Source organism: Arthrobacter sp. NPDC056727, assembly GCF_042790555.1.
Lineage (GTDB): Bacteria > Actinomycetota > Actinomycetes > Actinomycetales > Micrococcaceae > Arthrobacter.
On the sequence record NZ_JBHTZA010000007.1, the window covers coordinates 142,756 to 160,857 of the forward strand.

12 protein-coding genes are annotated in these 18,102 nt (G+C 65.6%); 7 read left to right on the plus strand and 5 right to left on the minus strand.

Features of this window, described 5'->3' with window-relative positions:
* Positions 1-2,005: 2,005 nt before the first annotated feature.
* The 5 genes from trxA to ACFRAH_RS09330 form a co-directional block, all read right to left on the minus strand.
* Entirely contained in the window at positions 2,006-2,332 is a 327-nt protein-coding gene (gene trxA / locus ACFRAH_RS09310; protein WP_003800194.1) for a thioredoxin, read from the minus strand.
* Between the two features lie 38 nt (positions 2,333-2,370).
* Positions 2,371-3,327 (minus strand): thioredoxin-disulfide reductase, encoded by a 957-nt coding sequence (gene trxB, locus ACFRAH_RS09315; RefSeq protein WP_377990610.1) that lies wholly within the window; start codon positions 3,325-3,327, stop codon positions 2,371-2,373.
* A gap of 241 nt (positions 3,328-3,568) precedes the next feature.
* Positions 3,569-5,296, minus strand: coding sequence for an ABC transporter substrate-binding protein (locus tag ACFRAH_RS09320; protein ID WP_377990611.1), 1,728 nt, complete (start codon positions 5,294-5,296; stop codon positions 3,569-3,571).
* Between the two features lie 171 nt (positions 5,297-5,467).
* Positions 5,468-7,561: a murein biosynthesis integral membrane protein MurJ gene (gene murJ / locus ACFRAH_RS09325; protein WP_377990612.1), complete on the minus strand. Its 2,094-nt coding sequence runs from the start codon at positions 7,559-7,561 to the stop codon at positions 5,468-5,470.
* 72 nt (positions 7,562-7,633) lie between these two features.
* Positions 7,634-8,134: an NUDIX hydrolase gene (locus ACFRAH_RS09330; RefSeq protein ID WP_003800186.1), complete on the minus strand. Its 501-nt coding sequence runs from the start codon at positions 8,132-8,134 to the stop codon at positions 7,634-7,636.
* 195 nt (positions 8,135-8,329) lie between these two features.
* Here ACFRAH_RS09330 and ACFRAH_RS09335 point away from each other — a divergent pair, with 195 nt between their 5' ends.
* The 7 genes from ACFRAH_RS09335 to ACFRAH_RS09365 all read left to right on the plus strand — a co-directional run bounded on the left by ACFRAH_RS09335 (position 8,330) and on the right by ACFRAH_RS09365 (position 18,038).
* Entirely contained in the window at positions 8,330-9,856 is a 1,527-nt protein-coding gene (locus tag ACFRAH_RS09335; RefSeq protein ID WP_377990613.1) for a CCA tRNA nucleotidyltransferase, read from the plus strand.
* On the plus strand, positions 9,853-10,434 hold the full coding sequence (locus ACFRAH_RS09340; RefSeq protein ID WP_377990614.1) for a histidine phosphatase family protein: 582 nt from the start codon (positions 9,853-9,855) through the stop codon (positions 10,432-10,434). The genes ACFRAH_RS09335 and ACFRAH_RS09340 overlap by 4 nt, the downstream gene beginning before the upstream one ends.
* Positions 10,435-11,035: 601 nt before the next feature.
* On the plus strand, positions 11,036-11,209 hold the full coding sequence (locus ACFRAH_RS09345; RefSeq protein ID WP_377990615.1) for a hypothetical protein: 174 nt from the start codon (positions 11,036-11,038) through the stop codon (positions 11,207-11,209).
* Positions 11,210-11,241: 32 nt separating this feature from the next.
* Positions 11,242-12,711: a glycosyltransferase family 87 protein gene (locus ACFRAH_RS09350; protein WP_377990616.1), complete on the plus strand. Its 1,470-nt coding sequence runs from the start codon at positions 11,242-11,244 to the stop codon at positions 12,709-12,711.
* Entirely contained in the window at positions 12,704-14,143 is a 1,440-nt protein-coding gene (locus tag ACFRAH_RS09355; protein ID WP_377990617.1) for a phytoene desaturase family protein, read from the plus strand. Before ACFRAH_RS09350 ends, ACFRAH_RS09355 begins: the two co-directional genes overlap by 8 nt.
* Positions 14,144-14,253: 110 nt before the next feature.
* Positions 14,254-16,239: a penicillin-binding transpeptidase domain-containing protein gene (locus ACFRAH_RS09360; RefSeq protein WP_377990618.1), complete on the plus strand. Its 1,986-nt coding sequence runs from the start codon at positions 14,254-14,256 to the stop codon at positions 16,237-16,239.
* Between the two features lie 116 nt (positions 16,240-16,355).
* Positions 16,356-18,038, plus strand: coding sequence for an ABC-F family ATP-binding cassette domain-containing protein (locus ACFRAH_RS09365; protein ID WP_377990619.1), 1,683 nt, complete (start codon positions 16,356-16,358; stop codon positions 18,036-18,038).
* Positions 18,039-18,102: the final 64 nt, after the last annotated feature.

The window sequence follows — 18,102 nt, forward strand, 5'->3', positions numbered from 1 at the left end:
CGGGGCGCTAGGGCGTTCTTCCTTGAACGCGCGGCGGCACTTGGATGCCGATAGTGGCGGCGACCAACCTCCGTACCGCCCAGACTTGCCTGGATCCAGGACGCTGCTGGATCCTTTCACTGGGGCGTACGGATCGCAGCAGCGTAGTCGCGAGTGGCGGCGAAGTGAATTGTCCTACGACCGCTGCCGCGTGGGCGCGGACGGCGAGCCGTTTCACGTGAAACATGATTCCGCCACGCTGAGGCAGCGCGACTGCGCCTTCCGATGCATCCGCAGGGCTGTTTCACGTGAAACATAGCCGCTAGGCAGCAATGTCGGCCGGTTAGTGACGTCGGCTGCCGAATAAGGTGAATGCGAAAGCGCTGGCCGTTGGCTGAACGACCGTATCCTGGCCGCGGGTAAACGTCGCCTCACTCGGGTGATACAAAAGGGGAATCCAGCCCGCTAGTACGTCCTCAGAGGACAAACGCGCGACTATGGGCCGCCCCAGAGTGGGCCCGTGACAGGCAGCGTTCCCATCGGTAGCAAAGACGCTGATCCCTCAGATAATGTTCCCGGGAAGTCGCGCCAACAAACATCCGAGGATTTCTCCCCCTTCTGATACGTAAGAACCCCCGGTCGCCCGCATGCCGAAGCACACGGCGTATGCCAGATGTCTTCTCCGCTAGGCCGTTTAGTCGTGTGGGCAGGCGCTGCATGGGCATGATCGCTGGGAGGGTGCGCGACTGGATCTTCAGGACAGTGGGATCGTCTTGATTTTCATGGCGGCATTCTCGGCCTGTCCTGTCCTGTCCTGCCGGTCTTGGCGTGTTGCTGGGCGCCTGCAGGCTCTTGTGTGTGGGTATCCTTCCATTCGTCGATCAGCAGCATCTGGGCTTCGGCGCCCCATATTCGATAGATGCTGCCCGTCGTGGAATGCGATGAGAGAATTTCGGGATGGGTTGGCCCGCTATGACTGAGTGGCTAGTCATTTTCCGCGTCCATACAGGTACTTGGGCCGCGTACGTTCAACAGGGGGCTGAGCGGGCGCTGGCTTCAGCAACTGAGGCCATTGGGTGCGTTCCCCAGGCACTTGGGCTCTCTATGGAGTGCAAGCTTTCGATGGATCTGGTACCGGACCAGAACCGGCTGTCCTGCAGTTGCGGTTATCCGGCCGATCTTGGCGGAAACGGGGCGCACTATTCGGATTCAGTTGCTTTACGGGTGGGGTGATCGATTCATTGAAGTGGGTCTGCGCCGAACGGCAGCATTCGCGTCGTGAGTAAACACAAGTACCGTCTGCAGTGCAATCGGATCCGCACGTTCCCTGAACCTGGCTGCCGTTCGGGCCACGGCCGAGCAACTTAGCGCGAGTCGTGTTTCACGTGAAACCGCTGCCAGCACGGGGTGCAGTATTTATCGGGAGCCCCTTGCCGCGATCCGTTCCTGGGAGGTATCGCTGAATGACCCTAACCCCCTTTCCCTGCGTGAGGGATGCCGAGAATGGAGAGCGGGACCTCGCGATGTGTACCGATGCAGGCTGGTCCAAGTATCGCGATACCTAGCCGCGCAAGAAGACCTGCAACCGTCCGCTAGTGTGAACATCACGGCGCGAAAAGTGCAGTCTAGGGGCGAGGCCCCTGATGCAGACCAATGGCGGCCGCAGTTTCACGTGAAACATCCACAGACGCTGGACCGCGCCATCGTCATTACCCGGGAAGCCGCAGGATGAGTGGTTTTCCGGGCACGTTCATCTGCGGAAACGTTCACGCCCCGCGACTGCGATGACCCACAGGGCACGTGGCGCAGCCAGCCGGCGTCTGAAGTCCGCTGGGCAAGAATGCCCCGTGTATGTAACCGATACGAGTGTTTTGCAGTCACATCCAAGGCCGAGCGAAGTGGCGGGCTGCCCGCCCCGGAAGGGCGAATGCGAAAAGGTGGCCACCACTCCCCTGGGAGTGATGACCACCTTCGTGGATCTGCTGCAGGCGGCGCCCGTCAGGTTTCCCCTTCAGACTCGGTGCACCTAGGACAGAACGTCCGCGAATTCCTTCTCGAAGAACTGCTTGGGCTTGGCGCCGATGACCGTGCTCTTGACTTCGCCGCCCTGGAACAGGTAGACGGCAGGGATGGAGGTGATGCCGTACTCTGCTGCGATGGCAGGGTTGTCATCAACATTCACCTTGACGACGTTGACCTTCTCGCCGTACTCCACCGAGATCTCGTCCAGGATGGGTCCCAGCTTCCGGCACGGACCGCACCATTCGGCCCAGAAATCAACAATTACCGGCTTGTCGGCGGCGAGGACGTCAGTGCTGAAACTTGCGTCAGTTACATCTTTTGCGTTGCTCATAACCCTTGTCTTTCTCTTCGAATGGATTTCAGCGCCGGTCAGGCGTGAAGGTCTGCGAGGTAGTGCTCGACGTCGATCGCGGCGACACAACCGGAGCCGGATGCAGTAATCGCCTGGCGGTAGGTGGGGTCCACGACGTCGCCGGCCGCGAACACACCCTTGATGCTGGTGCGGGAGCTGCGGCCCTCGACTGCGATGGTGCCGGCGTCCGTGATCTCAAGGCTGTCCTTGACGAGCTCGGTGCGGGGATCGTTACCGATGGCCACGAAAACTCCGGTCACTGCCAGCTCCGACTCGGTGCCGTCGACCAGGTTCTTGAGCTTCAGGCCGGTGACCCTGTCTCCGCCGAGAACGTCCTCGACGGCGCTGTTCCACACGAAGTTGATCTTCTCGTGGGCCTGTGCGCGGTCACCCATGATCTTGGAAGCCTTCAGCGTGTCGCGGCGGTGCACCACGGTGACGGACTTGGCGAACTTGGTCAGGAAGAGTGCTTCCTCCATGGCCGAGTCGCCGCCACCGATTACTGCAATGTCCTGGTCCTTGAAGAAGAAACCGTCGCAGGTTGCACACCAGCTGACACCGTGGCCGGAAAGCCGCTTTTCGTTGGCCAGGCCGAGCTCGCGGTACGCGGAGCCGGTGGACAGAATGATGGCGCGCGCGCGGAAGGTCTCCCCCGTCGCGATCGTGACAGTCTTGATGTCGCCCTCGAGGTCCAGGGCGGTGACGTCCTCGAACTGGATCTCGGTGCCGAAGCGGGCAGCCTGCTTTTCGAAGTTCTCCATCAGGTCCGGGCCCATGATGCCTTCCGGGAAGCCCGGGTAGTTCTCGACATCCGTGGTGTTCATGAGCTCACCGCCCGCAGTGACGGAGCCAGCCAGAAGCAGGGGCTTCAGGTTGGCGCGGGCCGTGTATACGGCGGCCGTGTAGCCAGCGGGGCCGGAGCCGACGATGATGACATCACGTACTTCTGACGCGCTGTTTTCTGCGGTGCTCACTGAACGGTGAACCTCTTCCTTTGTCGATGCGCCAGCCTTCCGGCCGGCCACATGGCACAACTGATTGGCAGTGTGGAATATTCCAAACGTGTTTGGAGGCAGGCAAAAACGCCCGTGCCTGCACGGACCCACCGCCACGGGACTTTCCACAAGGGTACCGCCTCCGGCAGCCCAGGGGCATGCCGGTTACGGCCCCGAGGAAAGTGACATCCGGACGGCAGCGGCCCCTACTGGACCTTGATTACTGGACCTTGATCTCCGCCAGCCGCAGGCCATACCCAAAGCGCGTCTTCGGAGCGGCGAGCTTGGGCAGGTTCTTGATCGAGATGATGACGTACTGGGCGGTCACCGGTTCGGCCAGCGGCATGGTGAGGTCAGGCGACGTGAAGCTGTTGGTACCCACCTGCTTCGCCCCGTCCAGTGAGGGCCGGTCGTTGGTGTAGACCGTGATGCTTCCGCCAGAGGCACCCAACTGGTTCAGGGTGATCGAGGAGACCTGTGACGGGTTCTTGAGCTTCACAACCAGCGGGACACCCTCGGGTGCAAGGCCGCCCCAGTCGTCGGTGGCAAACTCCATGTCTGACCAGTAGCTCGCCGCGTTTCCGTCAAACGCCTTGCCGAGGTCGCCGTCGTACGTCGACGCGAAATCAAAGTTGCCCTGACGGGTGATCCCTTCAATGGCCGGCGGCCCTGCGGCCGGAGCGGTGCTCTTGGTGGGCGTTCCGCTGCTCGGTTGGGTGGCGGCCGACGGCGGTGCGCTGGCTCCGGGGGTCGCTTCCGATTGTGGGGCACTCTTGAAGAGGCTGCCGAGGTTGGTCACGGCAAAGATGAGTCCGACGATCAGGACAGCGGCGAGGAGGCCACCAACAAGCCACCGCATGGAACGGGGCTCCTTCTGCGGCTCGTCGTCTTCGTCGTCGTAATAGTCGGCAGCGGGAGCGGCGCCGGTGCGGGGAACGGAAGGGAAGTTGCCTGCACGCCGGTCTTGCTCGTGCGTCTCGCTGTCGTCGTCGTCGTACGCGTCTTCGGGGGCGTAGTCGTAGTCGTTCTCGGACCACAGCGACACCTTGGACGAGTTGTGGCCGTCCCCGGAGGCTCCGGCGGCGGCAGCTGCACTGACAGCTCCGGTGGCGGCACCTGCGGCGGCAGCACCGCGTGCGCCGTTTCCGGAACGGTTGGCGTCGCGCTGCAGGAGTGCCTGCTCAACGTTGTCGTGCTGGACGGTTGCGTGGCCACCTGTCTGCTCGTGGCCGTTATCCGCCTGGATCGGCTGCGGTGCGGTGGTCTCCGGGACGTCCTGCCTGTTGTTGCGGGAAGCGGCAGCACCAGCAGCGGCACCGGCGGAAGCCGCACCGGCGGCCGCAGCCGCGGGACGGGCGGCCGGAAGCGGCGGGACGACGGGGGCCTTCCGCACCGGAGCTGTGGGTGCCTGCTGTGCAGGAGCCTGCTGCCCGCGACCCAGCGGACCTGCCGAGCCGGCGGCGGGGCTTGGTGCAGTGGCAGGATACTGCCCGCTGTGCCCGGACTGGCCTTCGCCGTAGTTGATGTAACCGGCTTCGACCTCGTCGTCTTCGTCGTAGGTCTCGGGTTCGTGGGAGCGGGCCTGGCCGAAGATCTCGCTGCCCAGGGTGTCCGTGAAGAACGGCTCCACGTAGGGCGGGTTGGAGGCAACCACAAGGTCCAGCAGGTCCGCGGCGGAAGTGTGGTTGGTGATCAGGTAGGTTGTGGCATCGCTGACTCCGAGGTCAAGGATCTGCACGTTCCCCGGGCGCTCCCCCGTGGCCACTTCGCGGGCGCTCTGGGCCACCTGGTCGGCGTTGTGCGGGCCTGCCACCAGGATGCTGACCGGGCGGTTCAGCACCTGGTCCACACCGTCCAGCACCAGATCCTGGTCATGTGAGCTCAGCACTGTGGCCGTGACCTTGTAGCGGCCGCCAAGTACTGATCCGACATCGATCGGGTGGGACACGTGTTCCTCCTAGCCTGTCCGGGAATTGCTTCTGGCCCTGGCGACTGCATCGCCAGGGTGGCCTCCGGCGCGCCGGCGGACCCTTGGTCTGCAACTACCCTTGTTCCCCTCGATCCTAGCCGATGCTGTGCAACGGCCGCGGAAGACGGGGCTGGCCGACTCCCGTGCGGACTACTTTTTCCTTCTCCGCCGCGACGGGAAATGCGGGTTCTGGCCGGGGGTTCCCTGGTAGGTCCGGCGGCCGGGAAGCGGGATCTCCCCCCGGAGGGAATTCCTACGTGCCGTCCCGGGGACGTCCTCCTCCGGAAGGTAAGTGACGCCGTCGTACTCCTCCGGCTGGGGCGCAGGCCCGGCACGGAAGGAGGCGGAATCAAACTCGCCGGATATCCGCGGAATCAGGCCGGTATCGGAAGAGACTGTGGCGCGTTCCGGCGTCGGACGCCCCCGAAGAGCGGTGCCGGCGGAAGCGGCAGCCGGAGGCCCGGCCTTCGCTGCCGCAGAGGGAACAGCACCGGAACCGCGGCCCAGCCGGCCCAGCAAGGGCCGCAGCAGGTCGCGCAGCTCGGTGACCTTGAACAGCTTCAGCAGCAGCAGGTACGCAGCCAGCATCACGGGGCCGACGACGACGATGGTCACCAAAGCGGCTGGCCGGCTGCTCCAGGCGAAGCCGACCGGGCTGTAGCTGCCCATGAACCACAGCGCCCCCACACCGGCAACTGCCGAGCCGAGCGCGGCGTACCCCATGCGGATGTAGGAATTGATGATCCGGGGACCGTCCAGGTGCCCCAGCAGGCGGCGCAGGAAGATGGCCGAGACGATCACCGAGAGGATGTTTCCGCCGGTGTAAAGGACGGCGATGGCGAAAATGATGTGGTCGAACGGCAGGAACTGGATGAAGAACGCGGCAACCACGTTCACCAGGGCCAGCACCAGCTGGATGTAGAACGGCGTGCGGGCGTCCTCGTTGGCGTAGAAGACCCGCGACATCATGAAGTTGGCGCTCATGAACGGGGTGCTGAGCGCCAGGATGGTGAGGGTCTGCGCCAGCATCACGCCGTCCGTGCGGGCACCGCCGGAGAAGAACATGCCCAGCGGCCCGGCCAGGGCGAACAGAGCCAGGGCTCCGAACACCGTGGCCACCGCCATGGTCCGCAGGCCGTGGGACAGGGCCTCGCGGAGCTCCGCGCGGTTCCCGTCCTGCGAGGCCCGGGTCATCCGGTTGAACAGCACCGTGGCCAGGGAGAGCGCAATGATGGAGTGCGGCAGCAGGTACAGCTGGCTCGCCACTTCCAGGACCGCGTTACCCGGAAGCATGTCACCGGCGGCGTCTCCTGCCTCCTTCAGCCGAAGCCGTTCGGCGCCGGGGATGGTGGCGATGCGCATGACGTACAGGAACGCGAGTTGGCCGACGGCGGCCGTCAGGAGCGTCCATACGCTCAGTCTGGCGGCATGGCCGAGGCCCACACCGCGCCAGCCAAAGCGCGGGCGGAGTCCCAGCTTCAGCCGGAAGACGGGGATCAGGAGGATGGCGGTCTGGGAGACGACGCCGATGGTGGAGAACCCGGCGACGAAGAAGGTCTGGGTTGCCCCCCAGTTATCCAGCGAATGCGCGTTGACGTTGTTGGCGCCGAAGATCCAGATGAACATGCCGAGGCCTGCGATGGCCACGATGTTGTTCAGGATGGGTGCCCACATGGCCGGGCCGAAAGCCCCGTTGGCATTGAGGACCTGGGTCAGCAGCGCGTACAGGCCATAGAAGAAAATCTGCGGCAAACACCAGAAGGCGAAGGCCACCGCCAGGGCCTTCTGCTGCGGCGAGTAGCCCTGCGTGGTGAGTTCGATGACCGCCGGCGCGAACAGGGTGACCAGCAGGGTCAGGGACAGGAGCACCAGGACTGCCAGCGTGAGCAGCCTGCTGATGTAGTCCGCTCCCCTGTCCGGTGCCTTGCTGGCCTTGATGATCTGCGGCACCAGCACGGCATTGAAGACACCGCCGGCCACCAGCAGGAAGATCAGGTTGGGCAGGTTGTTGGCGTTGATGAATGTGTCATTGACAGTCGAGCCCAGGCCCAGCGCCGCGCCCAGCATCCAGGTCTTGCCGAACCCGAGCACACGGGAGACGAGTGTCCCTGCAGCCATGATGGCGCTGGAACGGGCCTCGCCGGGCTGGGCGGCACTTGAGGCGGCCTCGCTGGCAGGCGTCACACCGGGCGATGTTTCGCCCGGCTGTGAGGGCTGGTCGGAGGACGGATTGACTGCTGACATCGTCTTCATCGTCTCACCCGGGTGCCGATATTGCGGCACGCATGGGGGCACCAGGCAGGCATTGCCGGACGGTCAGAGGTGCTCGGGAAGGACTTCGCGTGCCAGGTCGGCGATGCGGCGTTCATTGGGAAACGAAAGCTTGCGGGCAAGCTCGTGGATGGGAACCCAGGCAACATCAACCGCTTCCTTGTCAGGATCGTTTTCGATGGTGAGTTCACCGCCGGTGGCCCGCAGCAGGTAGTGGTGCACGGTTTTGTGCACGCGGTGTCCGCTCACGGTGAACCAGTAATCGATGCTGCCCAGCGGGGCCAGGATGTCACCGTCGATGCCAGTCTCCTCGGCGATCTCACGGACCGCGGCTTCCTCGTTGTTCTCCCGGCCCTCCGGGTGCCCCTTGGGCAGGCACCACTCCAGCCGTCCGCCCCTATTAAGGCGGGCAATAATCGCTACCCTCAGTTCGTCGTCGGACGTGTCCACCACCACGCCACCGGCGGAAACCTCCTCCACCGTGGGGAGGGAGGCCGGGGCCGAGTGCGGTGCAGGCGCGACGTGGGCACCGATTGCCGACGGCAACGGTGGGTTCGTCCTCCTGCCGGGAGCGCTCGGTACTGGATGGGCCATGCAGTCCACTCTAACGACTCTTGCCCCGCCGTGATGACCGGGACATGGCTTGCAGGTGGACTGCATGTGACGGGCCTGACCGGAGCCGTCGCACAATGACGGGATTTGGTGCGGTGGAGCTTGGTTTTCTGACAAGCTTAAGTAACTATGGCGCACGCACATCAAAAGACTGATCTTCACACCGTCGACTTCCAGGTGGACCCGGTGGTCCTGGAGCTCGGGCAGCGGTTCGTGGATGCCGGTCATGAGCTGTCGCTCGTCGGCGGACCGGTCCGGGACCTCTTCCTGGGCCGCACTTCCCCCGATCTCGATTTCACGACGGACGCGACGCCGGACCAGACCGTGGCGCTGATCAAGAAGTGGGCGGACAACTTCTGGGAGATCGGCCGCGCCTTCGGAACGATCGGCATGCGCAAGGCCGGCTTCCAGATCGAAATCACCACCTACCGCGCCGAAGCCTACGACCCCGAATCCCGGAAGCCCGTGGTGGCCTTCGGGTCCTCCCTCACGGACGACCTGCTGCGCCGCGACTTCACCATCAACGCCATGGCCCTGCGGCTGCCCTCGATGGAACTGGTGGACCCCTTCGGCGGAGTCCGCGACCTCCACGCCTCCGTGCTGGCCACCCCCGGTGCCCCCGAAGCTTCTTTCTCCGATGATCCGCTGCGGATGATGCGGGCGGCCAGGTTCGCGTCCCAGCTGGGTGTGGCTGTCCGGGATGACGTCCGCGTTGCCATGACCCGGATGGCGGAGCGCATCAGCATCATCTCGGCCGAACGCGTCCGCGACGAGCTGGTCAAGCTCGTCAGCGGGCGGCACCCGCGGGTGGGCATCGACCTGCTCGTGGACACCGGCCTCGCCGAGTTCGTGCTGCCCGAGGTGTCCGCGCTCCGGCTGGAATCGGACGAGCACCACCGCCACAAGGACGTCTACCAGCACTCCCTGCAGGTCCTGGAGCAGGCGGCCGCCCTGGAGACTGATTCCGACGGCGCCGTTCCCGGCCCGGATTTTGTGCTGCGGTTTGCGGCACTGATGCACGACGTCGGGAAGCCGGCTACGCGCCGGTTCGAACCGGGCGGCGCGGTCAGCTTCCGCCACCACGACATGGTCGGAGCCAAGCTGACCACCAAGCGGATGAAGACGCTGCGCTTCGACAACGACACCATCAAGGCCGTTGCCCGGCTCGTGGAGCTCCACATGCGCTTCTACGGCTACGGGGATGCCGGCTGGACCGATTCAGCCGTGCGGCGCTACGTCACCGACGCCGGTCCCCTGCTGGAGCGCCTGCACCGCCTGACCCGCTCCGACGTCACCACGCGGAACCAGCGCAAGGCCGACCGGCTGTCGTTCGCCTACGACGACCTCGAAGCCAGGATCGGGGCCCTGCGCGAGCAGGAATCCTTGGACGCGGTCCGGCCCGACCTGAACGGCGCACAGATCATGGCGGTGCTGGACCTCAAGCCCGGACCCGTCGTGGGCAGGGCCTACAAGTTCCTGCTGGAGGAACGGATGGAAAACGGCCCGCTCGAGCTGGCCGATGCGGAGTCCCGGCTTCGGGCCTGGTGGGCCGAGCAGCCCGAGTCCGCCGCTCCTTCTCCTGACTCTGCCGTATCTCCGGCTGCTCCAGCCTCTCCCGCCGACGTCGAATCTTCCCTAACTGAGGAGTCCAAGTGAACGCCGCCAACATCGCCCGCCCCCAGCTCTGGATCCTGCGGCACGGTGAAACCGAATGGTCCAAGAGCGGCCAGTACACCGGGCTGACGGACCTGCCCCTGACGGTGGAGGGCGAACAGCAGGCGGTGGAGGCGCGCAGGATCCTGGACACCGTCGACTTCGACCTGGTCCTGACCTCCCCGCTGCGCCGTGCCCGCCGGACCGCGGAACTCGCTGGTTTCCCCGACGCCGTCCACGAGCCTCTGGCCGTGGAATGGGACTACGGCGACTACGAGGGCATCAGCTCCGACCTGATCCGCAAGGACAACCCCGACTACCTCATCTGGACGCACGGCGTTCCCAACGGCGAGAAGCTGGAGGATGTGGCTGCGCGGGCAGACAAGATCATTGCCCGGGTCCTGGAGTCCGGGCTGGACAACGTCCTGATCGTGGCCCACGGGCACTTTTCCCGCATCCTCACCGCCCGCTGGCTCGAACTCGACCCTGCTGAGGGGCGCCATTTCCTTCTTGGAACAGCCAAAGTCTGCACCCTCGGCTGGGACAAAAGGACACCTGTGATTCTCCGCTGGGGCCTGTAAAAGGATCTTTTTCAATTTATTTTCAGAATTATTCTGGGAATATGTAGTCAGCACCGTCATTCCTGGTGTACTTTTATTCCTGACCCCAGAGCGATCTGCCGGGGTCACGGCGCACGTTGTCCGGCCAGTCAGCCGGCACCGGCAGAGCAGAAAAGGAGGTTGGGAAAATGATTACTTTGACTAGCGGATGGAAGATGACCATCACCGCGTTTCCGGCCTTCGCTGCTGAACTGCGCCCTCTTCACGGACTCGCCCGAGCCTGATTCTCCTGCCGGCCCCGCATCTAGCGGGAGGCCTCGCAGGACATCGGCAGACGGTTCTGCCTCTTTCTCAGACACTCTGATTTAGAAGCTCTGGCCCCGGCGGTCTGACGCCCGACGCAGCGACCACCCGGTTGCGCAGCTCCCCCATAATTCGGAACCCTGCTTCCTGTTGGGGCTGCCGCACTGCCGTACCGTGGGCCAATTACCGCTTTTGCGGGTTCCATTTCCTTGCCGGGTATTTCTTTGCCCTTTTCGCAGCCATTTATTTGCACGCTCGAATGGCGCTAATAGGCATGCCCAAATTCTCTTCATTATTTTCTGAAAGGAGGTGAATTTTCATGCTCCGTAAACTCCAGGAAGTTTTCTCCGGCCGCGGATCCAGCGATGCCGACCTTGAATCCGGCCGTACACCTGCAATGAGCCAGCAGCCACAGTTCGACGGTCAGCTGCTCGATCAGAAACGGGAGGACGTCTACGTACTCATGCATCAGCAGGTCAGCAGCCTGCGCTGAACGGCGCTGGACCCACCGGTAAGCTCGAGACCATGCAGGAGACACAGCCGCCGCCCGATCGAAAGCTCGTGCGCCTGGTGGTGCCGAGCCGCAGCGACAGGCTCCTGCGGAACTTCACCGAGCTTATCGGCGGGCCTCTGGGCCAGCGGTCAGCCCCGGGCGTTGTCGCGCCCGGCTTCTTCACGGTGGAGCGCGTACTGATCATCCTGACCGTGCTCGCTGCCTTGGCCGCCGTCGCCATCAAGGACTACTGCCGGGTGAACGGCTGGGAGACGCCGTCACAGTTCTACTCGACCTGCTATTCGGACTTCCCTGAGCTGTTCCGGAACAGGGGCCTCGGCGACGGGGCCTTTCCGTTTCTCACGCCGGGCGCCCTTTTCGAGTATCCGGTCCTGATGGGCCTGATTGCCGGCGTAACGGCACGGCTGGTGCCTGGCGAGGGGGTCACGGATGCCCGGATCCTCGGCTACTTCGATGTCAATGCCACCCTGATCGCCGCCGTGTGGATTGTCACCGTGCTGGCCACGGCCCGCATGACCCGGCGGCGGCCCTGGGACGCTGCCATGGTGGCCCTGGCGCCCGGGATCGTCTTCTCGGGCGTGATCAACTGGGACATGTGGGCGGTGGCCATGCTGGCCCTCGGCATGTACTTCCTCTCCCGCGAGCGGCTGGTGCTGGCCGGCATCCTGATTGGTTTGGGGACCGCCACCAAGCTCTACCCCGTCCTGGTTTTCGGCGCCATCTTCCTGCTGGCCGTCCGTACCGGCAAGATCCGGTCCTTCGTTGTTCCTGCTGCGTCGGCAGTCCTGGCGTGGCTGGCCGTGAACCTCCCCATTGCCGCCCGGGACCCGGTCGGTTGGAAGTACTTCTTCGAGTTCACGCAGGACCGCCCCGCCGGCTACAGCTCGCCGTGGTTTGCCTACAACCTGGTGGCGGGGCGGGTGCACTGGACGCTCCTCACGCCGGAGGCCATCAACACGCTGGCCCTGAACGTGTTCCTGCTCGCTTGCGTCCTCATTGCGGTCCTGGCTTTGACTGCCCCGCAGCGGCCGCGGATTGCGCAGCTGACCTTCCTGATCGTGGCTGCCTTCATCCTCACCAACAAGGTCTACTCGCCCCAGTTTGTCCTGTGGCTCGTGCCGCTGCTGGCCCTTGCCCGGCCCAGATGGCGCGACTTCCTGATCTGGCAGGGCATTGAGGGGCTGCACTGGGCAGCCATCTGGATGTATCTTGGCCAAGTGACCAGCGGTGGCGTCTCACAGCACAACATCGACATGCCGTACTACGTGCTGGCCATCGCCGCACATATGCTCGCAACTGCATATCTCATGGTGCGGGTTGCGTGGGACATCTGGGACCCCCGCTTCGACCCCATCCGGCGGCATGCGATGGACGACCCCCACGGCGGCCCCTTCAACCACGCACCTGACAGGCTGCGGATCGATCTTTTCCGCCCCTCCGCGTCCCTGGTCCCCTGGCGGACGGTCGCCCGCGATGCCTGACGTCGCCGTCGTTGGTTCCGGCCCCAACGGACTCGCTGCCGCCGTCGTCATGGCGCGGGCGGGCCTGAAGGTCCACGTGTATGAGGCCGCGGACCAGCTCGGCGGGGGATCCCGGACCTCTGAGGTCATCGAGAAAGGGCACTGGCATGACGTCTGCTCGGCCGTGCACCCCATGGCACTTGCCTCGCCCTTTTTTAAGGCGTTCGAACTTCCCCGACGGGTGGACCTGAAGCTTCCGCCGGTTCAGTTCGGGTCCCCGCTGGACGGTGGCCGTTCGGCCCTGGCCTACCGTTCACTCGACCGGACCGCCGATGAGCTGGGCAGGGACGGCCGTGCCTACCGCAGGCTCCTCGCTCCCCTGGTGCGGCATGTCGATGGCGTCGTCCAAACCACGTCCGACCAGCTGCTGCGGGTTCCCGGCGATCCGCTGGCCGCTGCCCTTCTGGGACTGCGGACCCTTGAGCAGGGTTCGCCGATGTGGAACTGGCGCTTCCGGGAGGACAGGGCACCCGCACTGGTCAGCGGTGTTGCGGCCCACGTCGTGGGGCGCCTGCCCTCACTGTCCGGGGCGGGAGCAGGCCTCCTGCTGAACGCTTTGGCGCACAGCGGCGGCTGGCCCATTCCGGTGGGCGGCTCGTCCGCGATCGCCGATGCGATGGCTAAGGACATCGAAGCCCGCGGCGGCGTGCTGCAGACGGGTTTCCGCGTCACGTCGCTGGCCGAGCTGGAACCGGCGAGGGCCGTGCTGCTGGACGTGGCGCCTCCTGCCCTTGCCCGCATCGCCGGCAGCCGCCTGCCCGATTCCTACCGCCGTGAACTGGAGTCCTTCCGGTTCGGCAACGGCGCCTGCAAAGTGGACTTCATCCTGTCCGGGCCCGTGCCGTGGAGCGCCGCGGGACTGGCAGACGCCGGAACGGTGCACGTTGGCGGCACACGGAAGGAGATGGCGGAGGCGGAGCGTGCCGTGTCCCAGGGCCGGCACCCGGAGCGGCCCTACGTCCTGGTTTCGCAGCCGTCCGTGGTCGATCCGGGCCGGGCGCCGAAGGGCAGGCACATCCTCTGGTCCTACTGCCATGTGCCGGCGGGGTCCACGGTGGACATGGGCCAGGCCGTCATGGACCAGCTGGAACGTTTCGCGCCCGGATTCCGTGACCTCGTTGTGCAGCACAAGGTCACGACGGCGGCAGAGCTGGCCGCCTACAACGAGAACTACGTCGGCGGCGACTTCAGCGCCGGCCTCCTTGATCCCCGGGGACTGGTGCAGCGGCCGGTCGTCTCTCCCGTGCCCTGGCGAACGCCCGCACGCGGCGTTTACCTGTGTTCCTCCTCGACGCCGCCCGGTCCCGGCGTCACCGGCATGCCCGGGTTCCGTGCAGCGACATATGCTTTGAAGGACATATTCGGGCTCGGGGTCCCGGCACTCGGGCTCTAGCGCGGATACTTTCACCAGCGCGAAGGGATCCCTGGGCCCATCGTGTCCGTGACCGTTTCGTGGCGCGTTTCTTGACCCGCGCCGGGCAGCGGCCGGGGGATAATAACGCGGTGGGGAACACTAAAAAACTTTCACTTGTCCTTGCCGGTCTCATACTCAGCGGTTCACTAGTAGCCTGCGACGACGGCCGCGGCGGCGCGGAAACGGCAGCCAAGCAGCTGGCCTCCGCCGTTGCCGGCCTGGACCTCCGTCCCGTCGCCTTCGACGGGCGCGATTCGACGGTGGCCAACGACCAGCTCAACCAGGTCTTCAAGGCACTGACGCCGGCCAAGCCGACGGTGGAGGCGGGAGAGCTGACGCTCGACGGCGACACCGCCCGGTTCCCGCTGAACTACAGCTGGAAGATTTCCACCGGCGAGTGGAAGTACACCGTCTCGGCCGACCTCCGGAAATCCGGCGATAAATGGCTTACCGTCTGGTCGCCCGGGATGCTGGTGCCGAACCTGGCGGAGGGGGAGGTCCTCAGTAAGTCCATACAGTCGCCACCCCGGGCCGACATCCTCGGTGCCGGCAACCAGAAGCTTGTTACCTTGCGCCCGGTGGTCAACGTGGGCATCGACAAGCCCCAGCTGGGCGGTGCCGACGCCGCAGATTCCGCGACGAAGCTCGCGAAGCTGGTGGGCGTGGATCCCGCGGCCTACGTGCAGCAGGTGGAGGCCTCCGGCGCGGAAGCGTTTGTCCCCGCCATCACTCTGCGCAACACCAGCGACCGCACCGTGACCGACGCCGAGATCGAGGCCATCCCGGGCGGCAGGGCCATCCCTGACGAACTGCCGCTGGCACCGACGCGGAACTTCGCCCGGCCCGTCCTGGGCACGGTGGGCGAGGCCAGCGCAGAGCAGATTGAGAAGTCCAAAGGCACCCTGTCCGCCGGGGACGTCATCGGCACGGGCGGGCTCCAGCAGCAGTACGACGCCCAGCTCCGCGGCACGGCCGGCACCGTGGTCCGCGTGCAGCGTGCGGACCTGACCCGGGAAGAGATCCAGTCCGCACCGACCGACCCGCGGCGCACAGTCTTCGAGGTTCAGGCAGTTCCCGGCAAGCCGCTGCAGACCACCCTGGACACGAAGCTGCAGCAGCTCGCCGAGGACACCCTTGCGGACATCAAGCCGGCGGCGGCCATCGTGGCCCTCCGGCCGTCCACGGGAGCCGTGCTCGCTGCCGCGTCCGGGCCCGGAAGCAACGGCTACAACACGGCGATGCTCGGCCAGTACGCACCGGGGTCCACTTTCAAGGTGGTGGACTCACTCGCCATGATCCGCAACGGCTTCACACCCGACTCCACGGTCGAATGCACGCCCACGCTCACCGTGGACGGCAGGAAATTCAAGAACGCCGAGGGCTACCCCAAGGACTCCCTCGGATCCGTGACCCTGCGTGATGCCTTCGCCCACTCCTGCAACACCGCCTTCATCGCCGCCCGTGACAAGGTGACGCAGGCCCAGCTGGAATCGGCTGCCACGTCCCTCGGGGTGGCAGTGGAGGCCCCGAAGCTGGGAGCCGAGGCGTTCCTTGGCTCCGTTCCCGGCGAAGCCGAAGGCACCGAGCATGCCGCTTCCATGATCGGCCAGGGCAGGGTGCTCTTGTCCCCGCTGGCGGCCGCGGTCATGGCAGGCTCGGTGGCGAAGGGCGCACCCGTGTCCCCGGTCCTGGTGCAGGAGAGCGCTCCCGCGGCGCCGTCGGCCGGCCCGGTGCCGACGGCGGAAGGTTCCGCACCGTCGTCGACCGTCACAGCCGAAGCCCCCGCGAAAGCCGCCCAGACCCCGGTCACCAAAGCGGAGGCCGCGTCCCTCTCGGATATGATGCGCGCAGTGGTCACATCCGGCCACGCGGGATTCCTGGCCGAGGTCCCGGGTGAACCCGTGGGCGCCAAGACCGGAACCGCAGAGTTCGGCAACGCCAATCCGCCCAAGACGCACGCCTGGATCATTGCCGTGCACGGCGACCTGGCAGTGGCCGTGTTCGTCGAGGACGGCGGGCTCGGCGCCACCACCTCGGGCCCGCTCCTGAAGAAGTTCCTGACCGCCGCCGGCTGACCTCACGCTTCCTCCCCCACGCTGGAGTTTTTGTACACGTATCGCGACTTTGGGGCCCATTTGGGGCCATTATCTGTACAAAAACTCCAGAGTGCGGGGCGTGGGAGAATTACCCGGTGGCCCATATTGACGTTTCCGGCATCGACTACTTCCTCTCCGACGGCACCCAGCTGCTCAACGGGGTGACCTTCAAGGTCCCGGACGGCACCAAAACGGCGCTCATCGGACCCAACGGAACGGGCAAAACCACGCTGTTCCGCATCATCGCCGGCGACATCACGCCAGACGAAGGCGTGATCGGACGCTCCGGCAACATGGGCATCATGCGCCAGTTCGTGGGCCAGGTCCGCGACGACTCCACGGTCCGCGACCTCCTGGTGTCCGCGGCACCTCCTGCATTGGCGGATGCTGCGCGCGCCGTGGACGAGGCGGAGCTCGCCATGCTGGAGCACGACGACGAGCCAAGCCAGATGCGCTACGCCCAGGCGATCGTCGACTGGGGAGACGCCGGCGGGTACGACGTCGAGACTGTCTGGGACGAGGTCTGCATGGCCGCGCTGGGACTGCCGTTCGACCGCGCCCAGCACCGCCGCGCGTCAACCCTTTCCGGCGGCGAGCAGAAGCGGCTGGTGCTGGAGGCGCTTTTTGCCGGTCCCGACGAACTGCTGCTCCTCGACGAGCCGGACAACTACCTTGACGTTCCGGGCAAGCGCTGGCTTGAGGACAGGCTCAACGAATCGAAGAAAACAGTCCTCTTCATCAGCCACGACCGTGAGCTGCTGAACAATGCCGCCGGCCGCATCGTCACCCTCGAGCCGGGCATCAACGGCGCCGGGGCATGGATCCACGGCGGCGGCTTCGGCTCCTACGTCGAGGCACGGGCGGACCGGAACGCGCGCTTCGAGGAGCTCCGCAAGCGCTGGGACGAGGAGCATGCCAAGCTCAAGGAACTCGTCAACATGTACAAGAACAAGGCTGCCTTCCGCTCCGACATGGCCAACCGCTACCACGCAGCCCAGACCCGGCTGGCCAAGTTCCTCGAGGCCGGGCCGCCGGAAGCGCTGCCGATTGAGCAGAACGTCCAGATGCGGCTCAAGGGCGGGCGCACCGCCAAGCGCGCCATCGTGGCCGAAAAGCTGGAGCTCACCGGCCTGATGAAGGCCTTCTCTACCGAGATCTGGTTCGGGGACCGGGTGGGCGTGCTGGGCTCGAACGGCTCCGGCAAGTCGCACTTCCTGCGGCTGCTCGCCACCGGCGGCACCGATCCGGAGCGCGAACACCTTCCCGTGTCCGACGTCGAAATCGCCGAAGTGCCCCACGAAGGCACCGTGAAACTCGGCGCCCGCATCCGGCCCGGATTCTTTGCCCAGACTCACGTCCGGCCCGACCTTATGAACCGGACACTGCTGGACATCCTGCACCGCGGTGACGAGCACCGTTCCGGCCTTGGCCGCGAGGCCGCTGCCGGTGCACTCGACGGCTACGGGCTGGCCGGCCAGTCGGAACAGAAGTACGAGTCGCTGTCCGGTGGCCAGCAGGCCCGGTTCCAGATCCTGCTGCTGCAGCTCTCCGGGGCCACCCTGCTCCTGCTCGACGAGCCCACTGACAACCTCGACCTCCACTCGGCCGAGGCGCTGGAGCGGGCGATCGACCACTTCGAGGGCACAGTCCTGGCCGTCACGCACGACCGCTGGTTTTCCCGGACCTTCGACCGCTTCCTGGTCTTCGGCTCCGACGGCAAGGTGTACGAGTCCGCCGAGCCCGTCTGGGACGAGAAGCGGGTTGAGCGCGCCCGCTGACCGGGCTCAACGGCGCTTGGGTTCGGCGCGGGCAACCGGCGGGCACCTGCACTGGCTAGAGTTG

What these genes read in the sequence shown, in the direction of transcription:
- trxA (WP_003800194.1), bottom strand. Translation starts at nt 2,332, where the DNA reads ATGAGCAACGCAAAAGATGTAACTGACGCAAGTTTCAGCACTGACGTC.
- murJ (WP_377990612.1), bottom strand. Translation starts at nt 7,561, where the DNA reads ATGTCAGCAGTCAATCCGTCCTCCGACCAGCCCTCACAGCCGGGCGAA.
- ACFRAH_RS09335 (WP_377990613.1), top strand. Translation starts at nt 8,330, where the DNA reads ATGGCGCACGCACATCAAAAGACTGATCTTCACACCGTCGACTTCCAG.
- ACFRAH_RS09345 (WP_377990615.1), top strand. Translation starts at nt 11,036, where the DNA reads ATGCTCCGTAAACTCCAGGAAGTTTTCTCCGGCCGCGGATCCAGCGAT.
- ACFRAH_RS09350 (WP_377990616.1), top strand. Translation starts at nt 11,242, where the DNA reads ATGCAGGAGACACAGCCGCCGCCCGATCGAAAGCTCGTGCGCCTGGTG.
- ACFRAH_RS09355 (WP_377990617.1), top strand. Translation starts at nt 12,704, where the DNA reads ATGCCTGACGTCGCCGTCGTTGGTTCCGGCCCCAACGGACTCGCTGCC.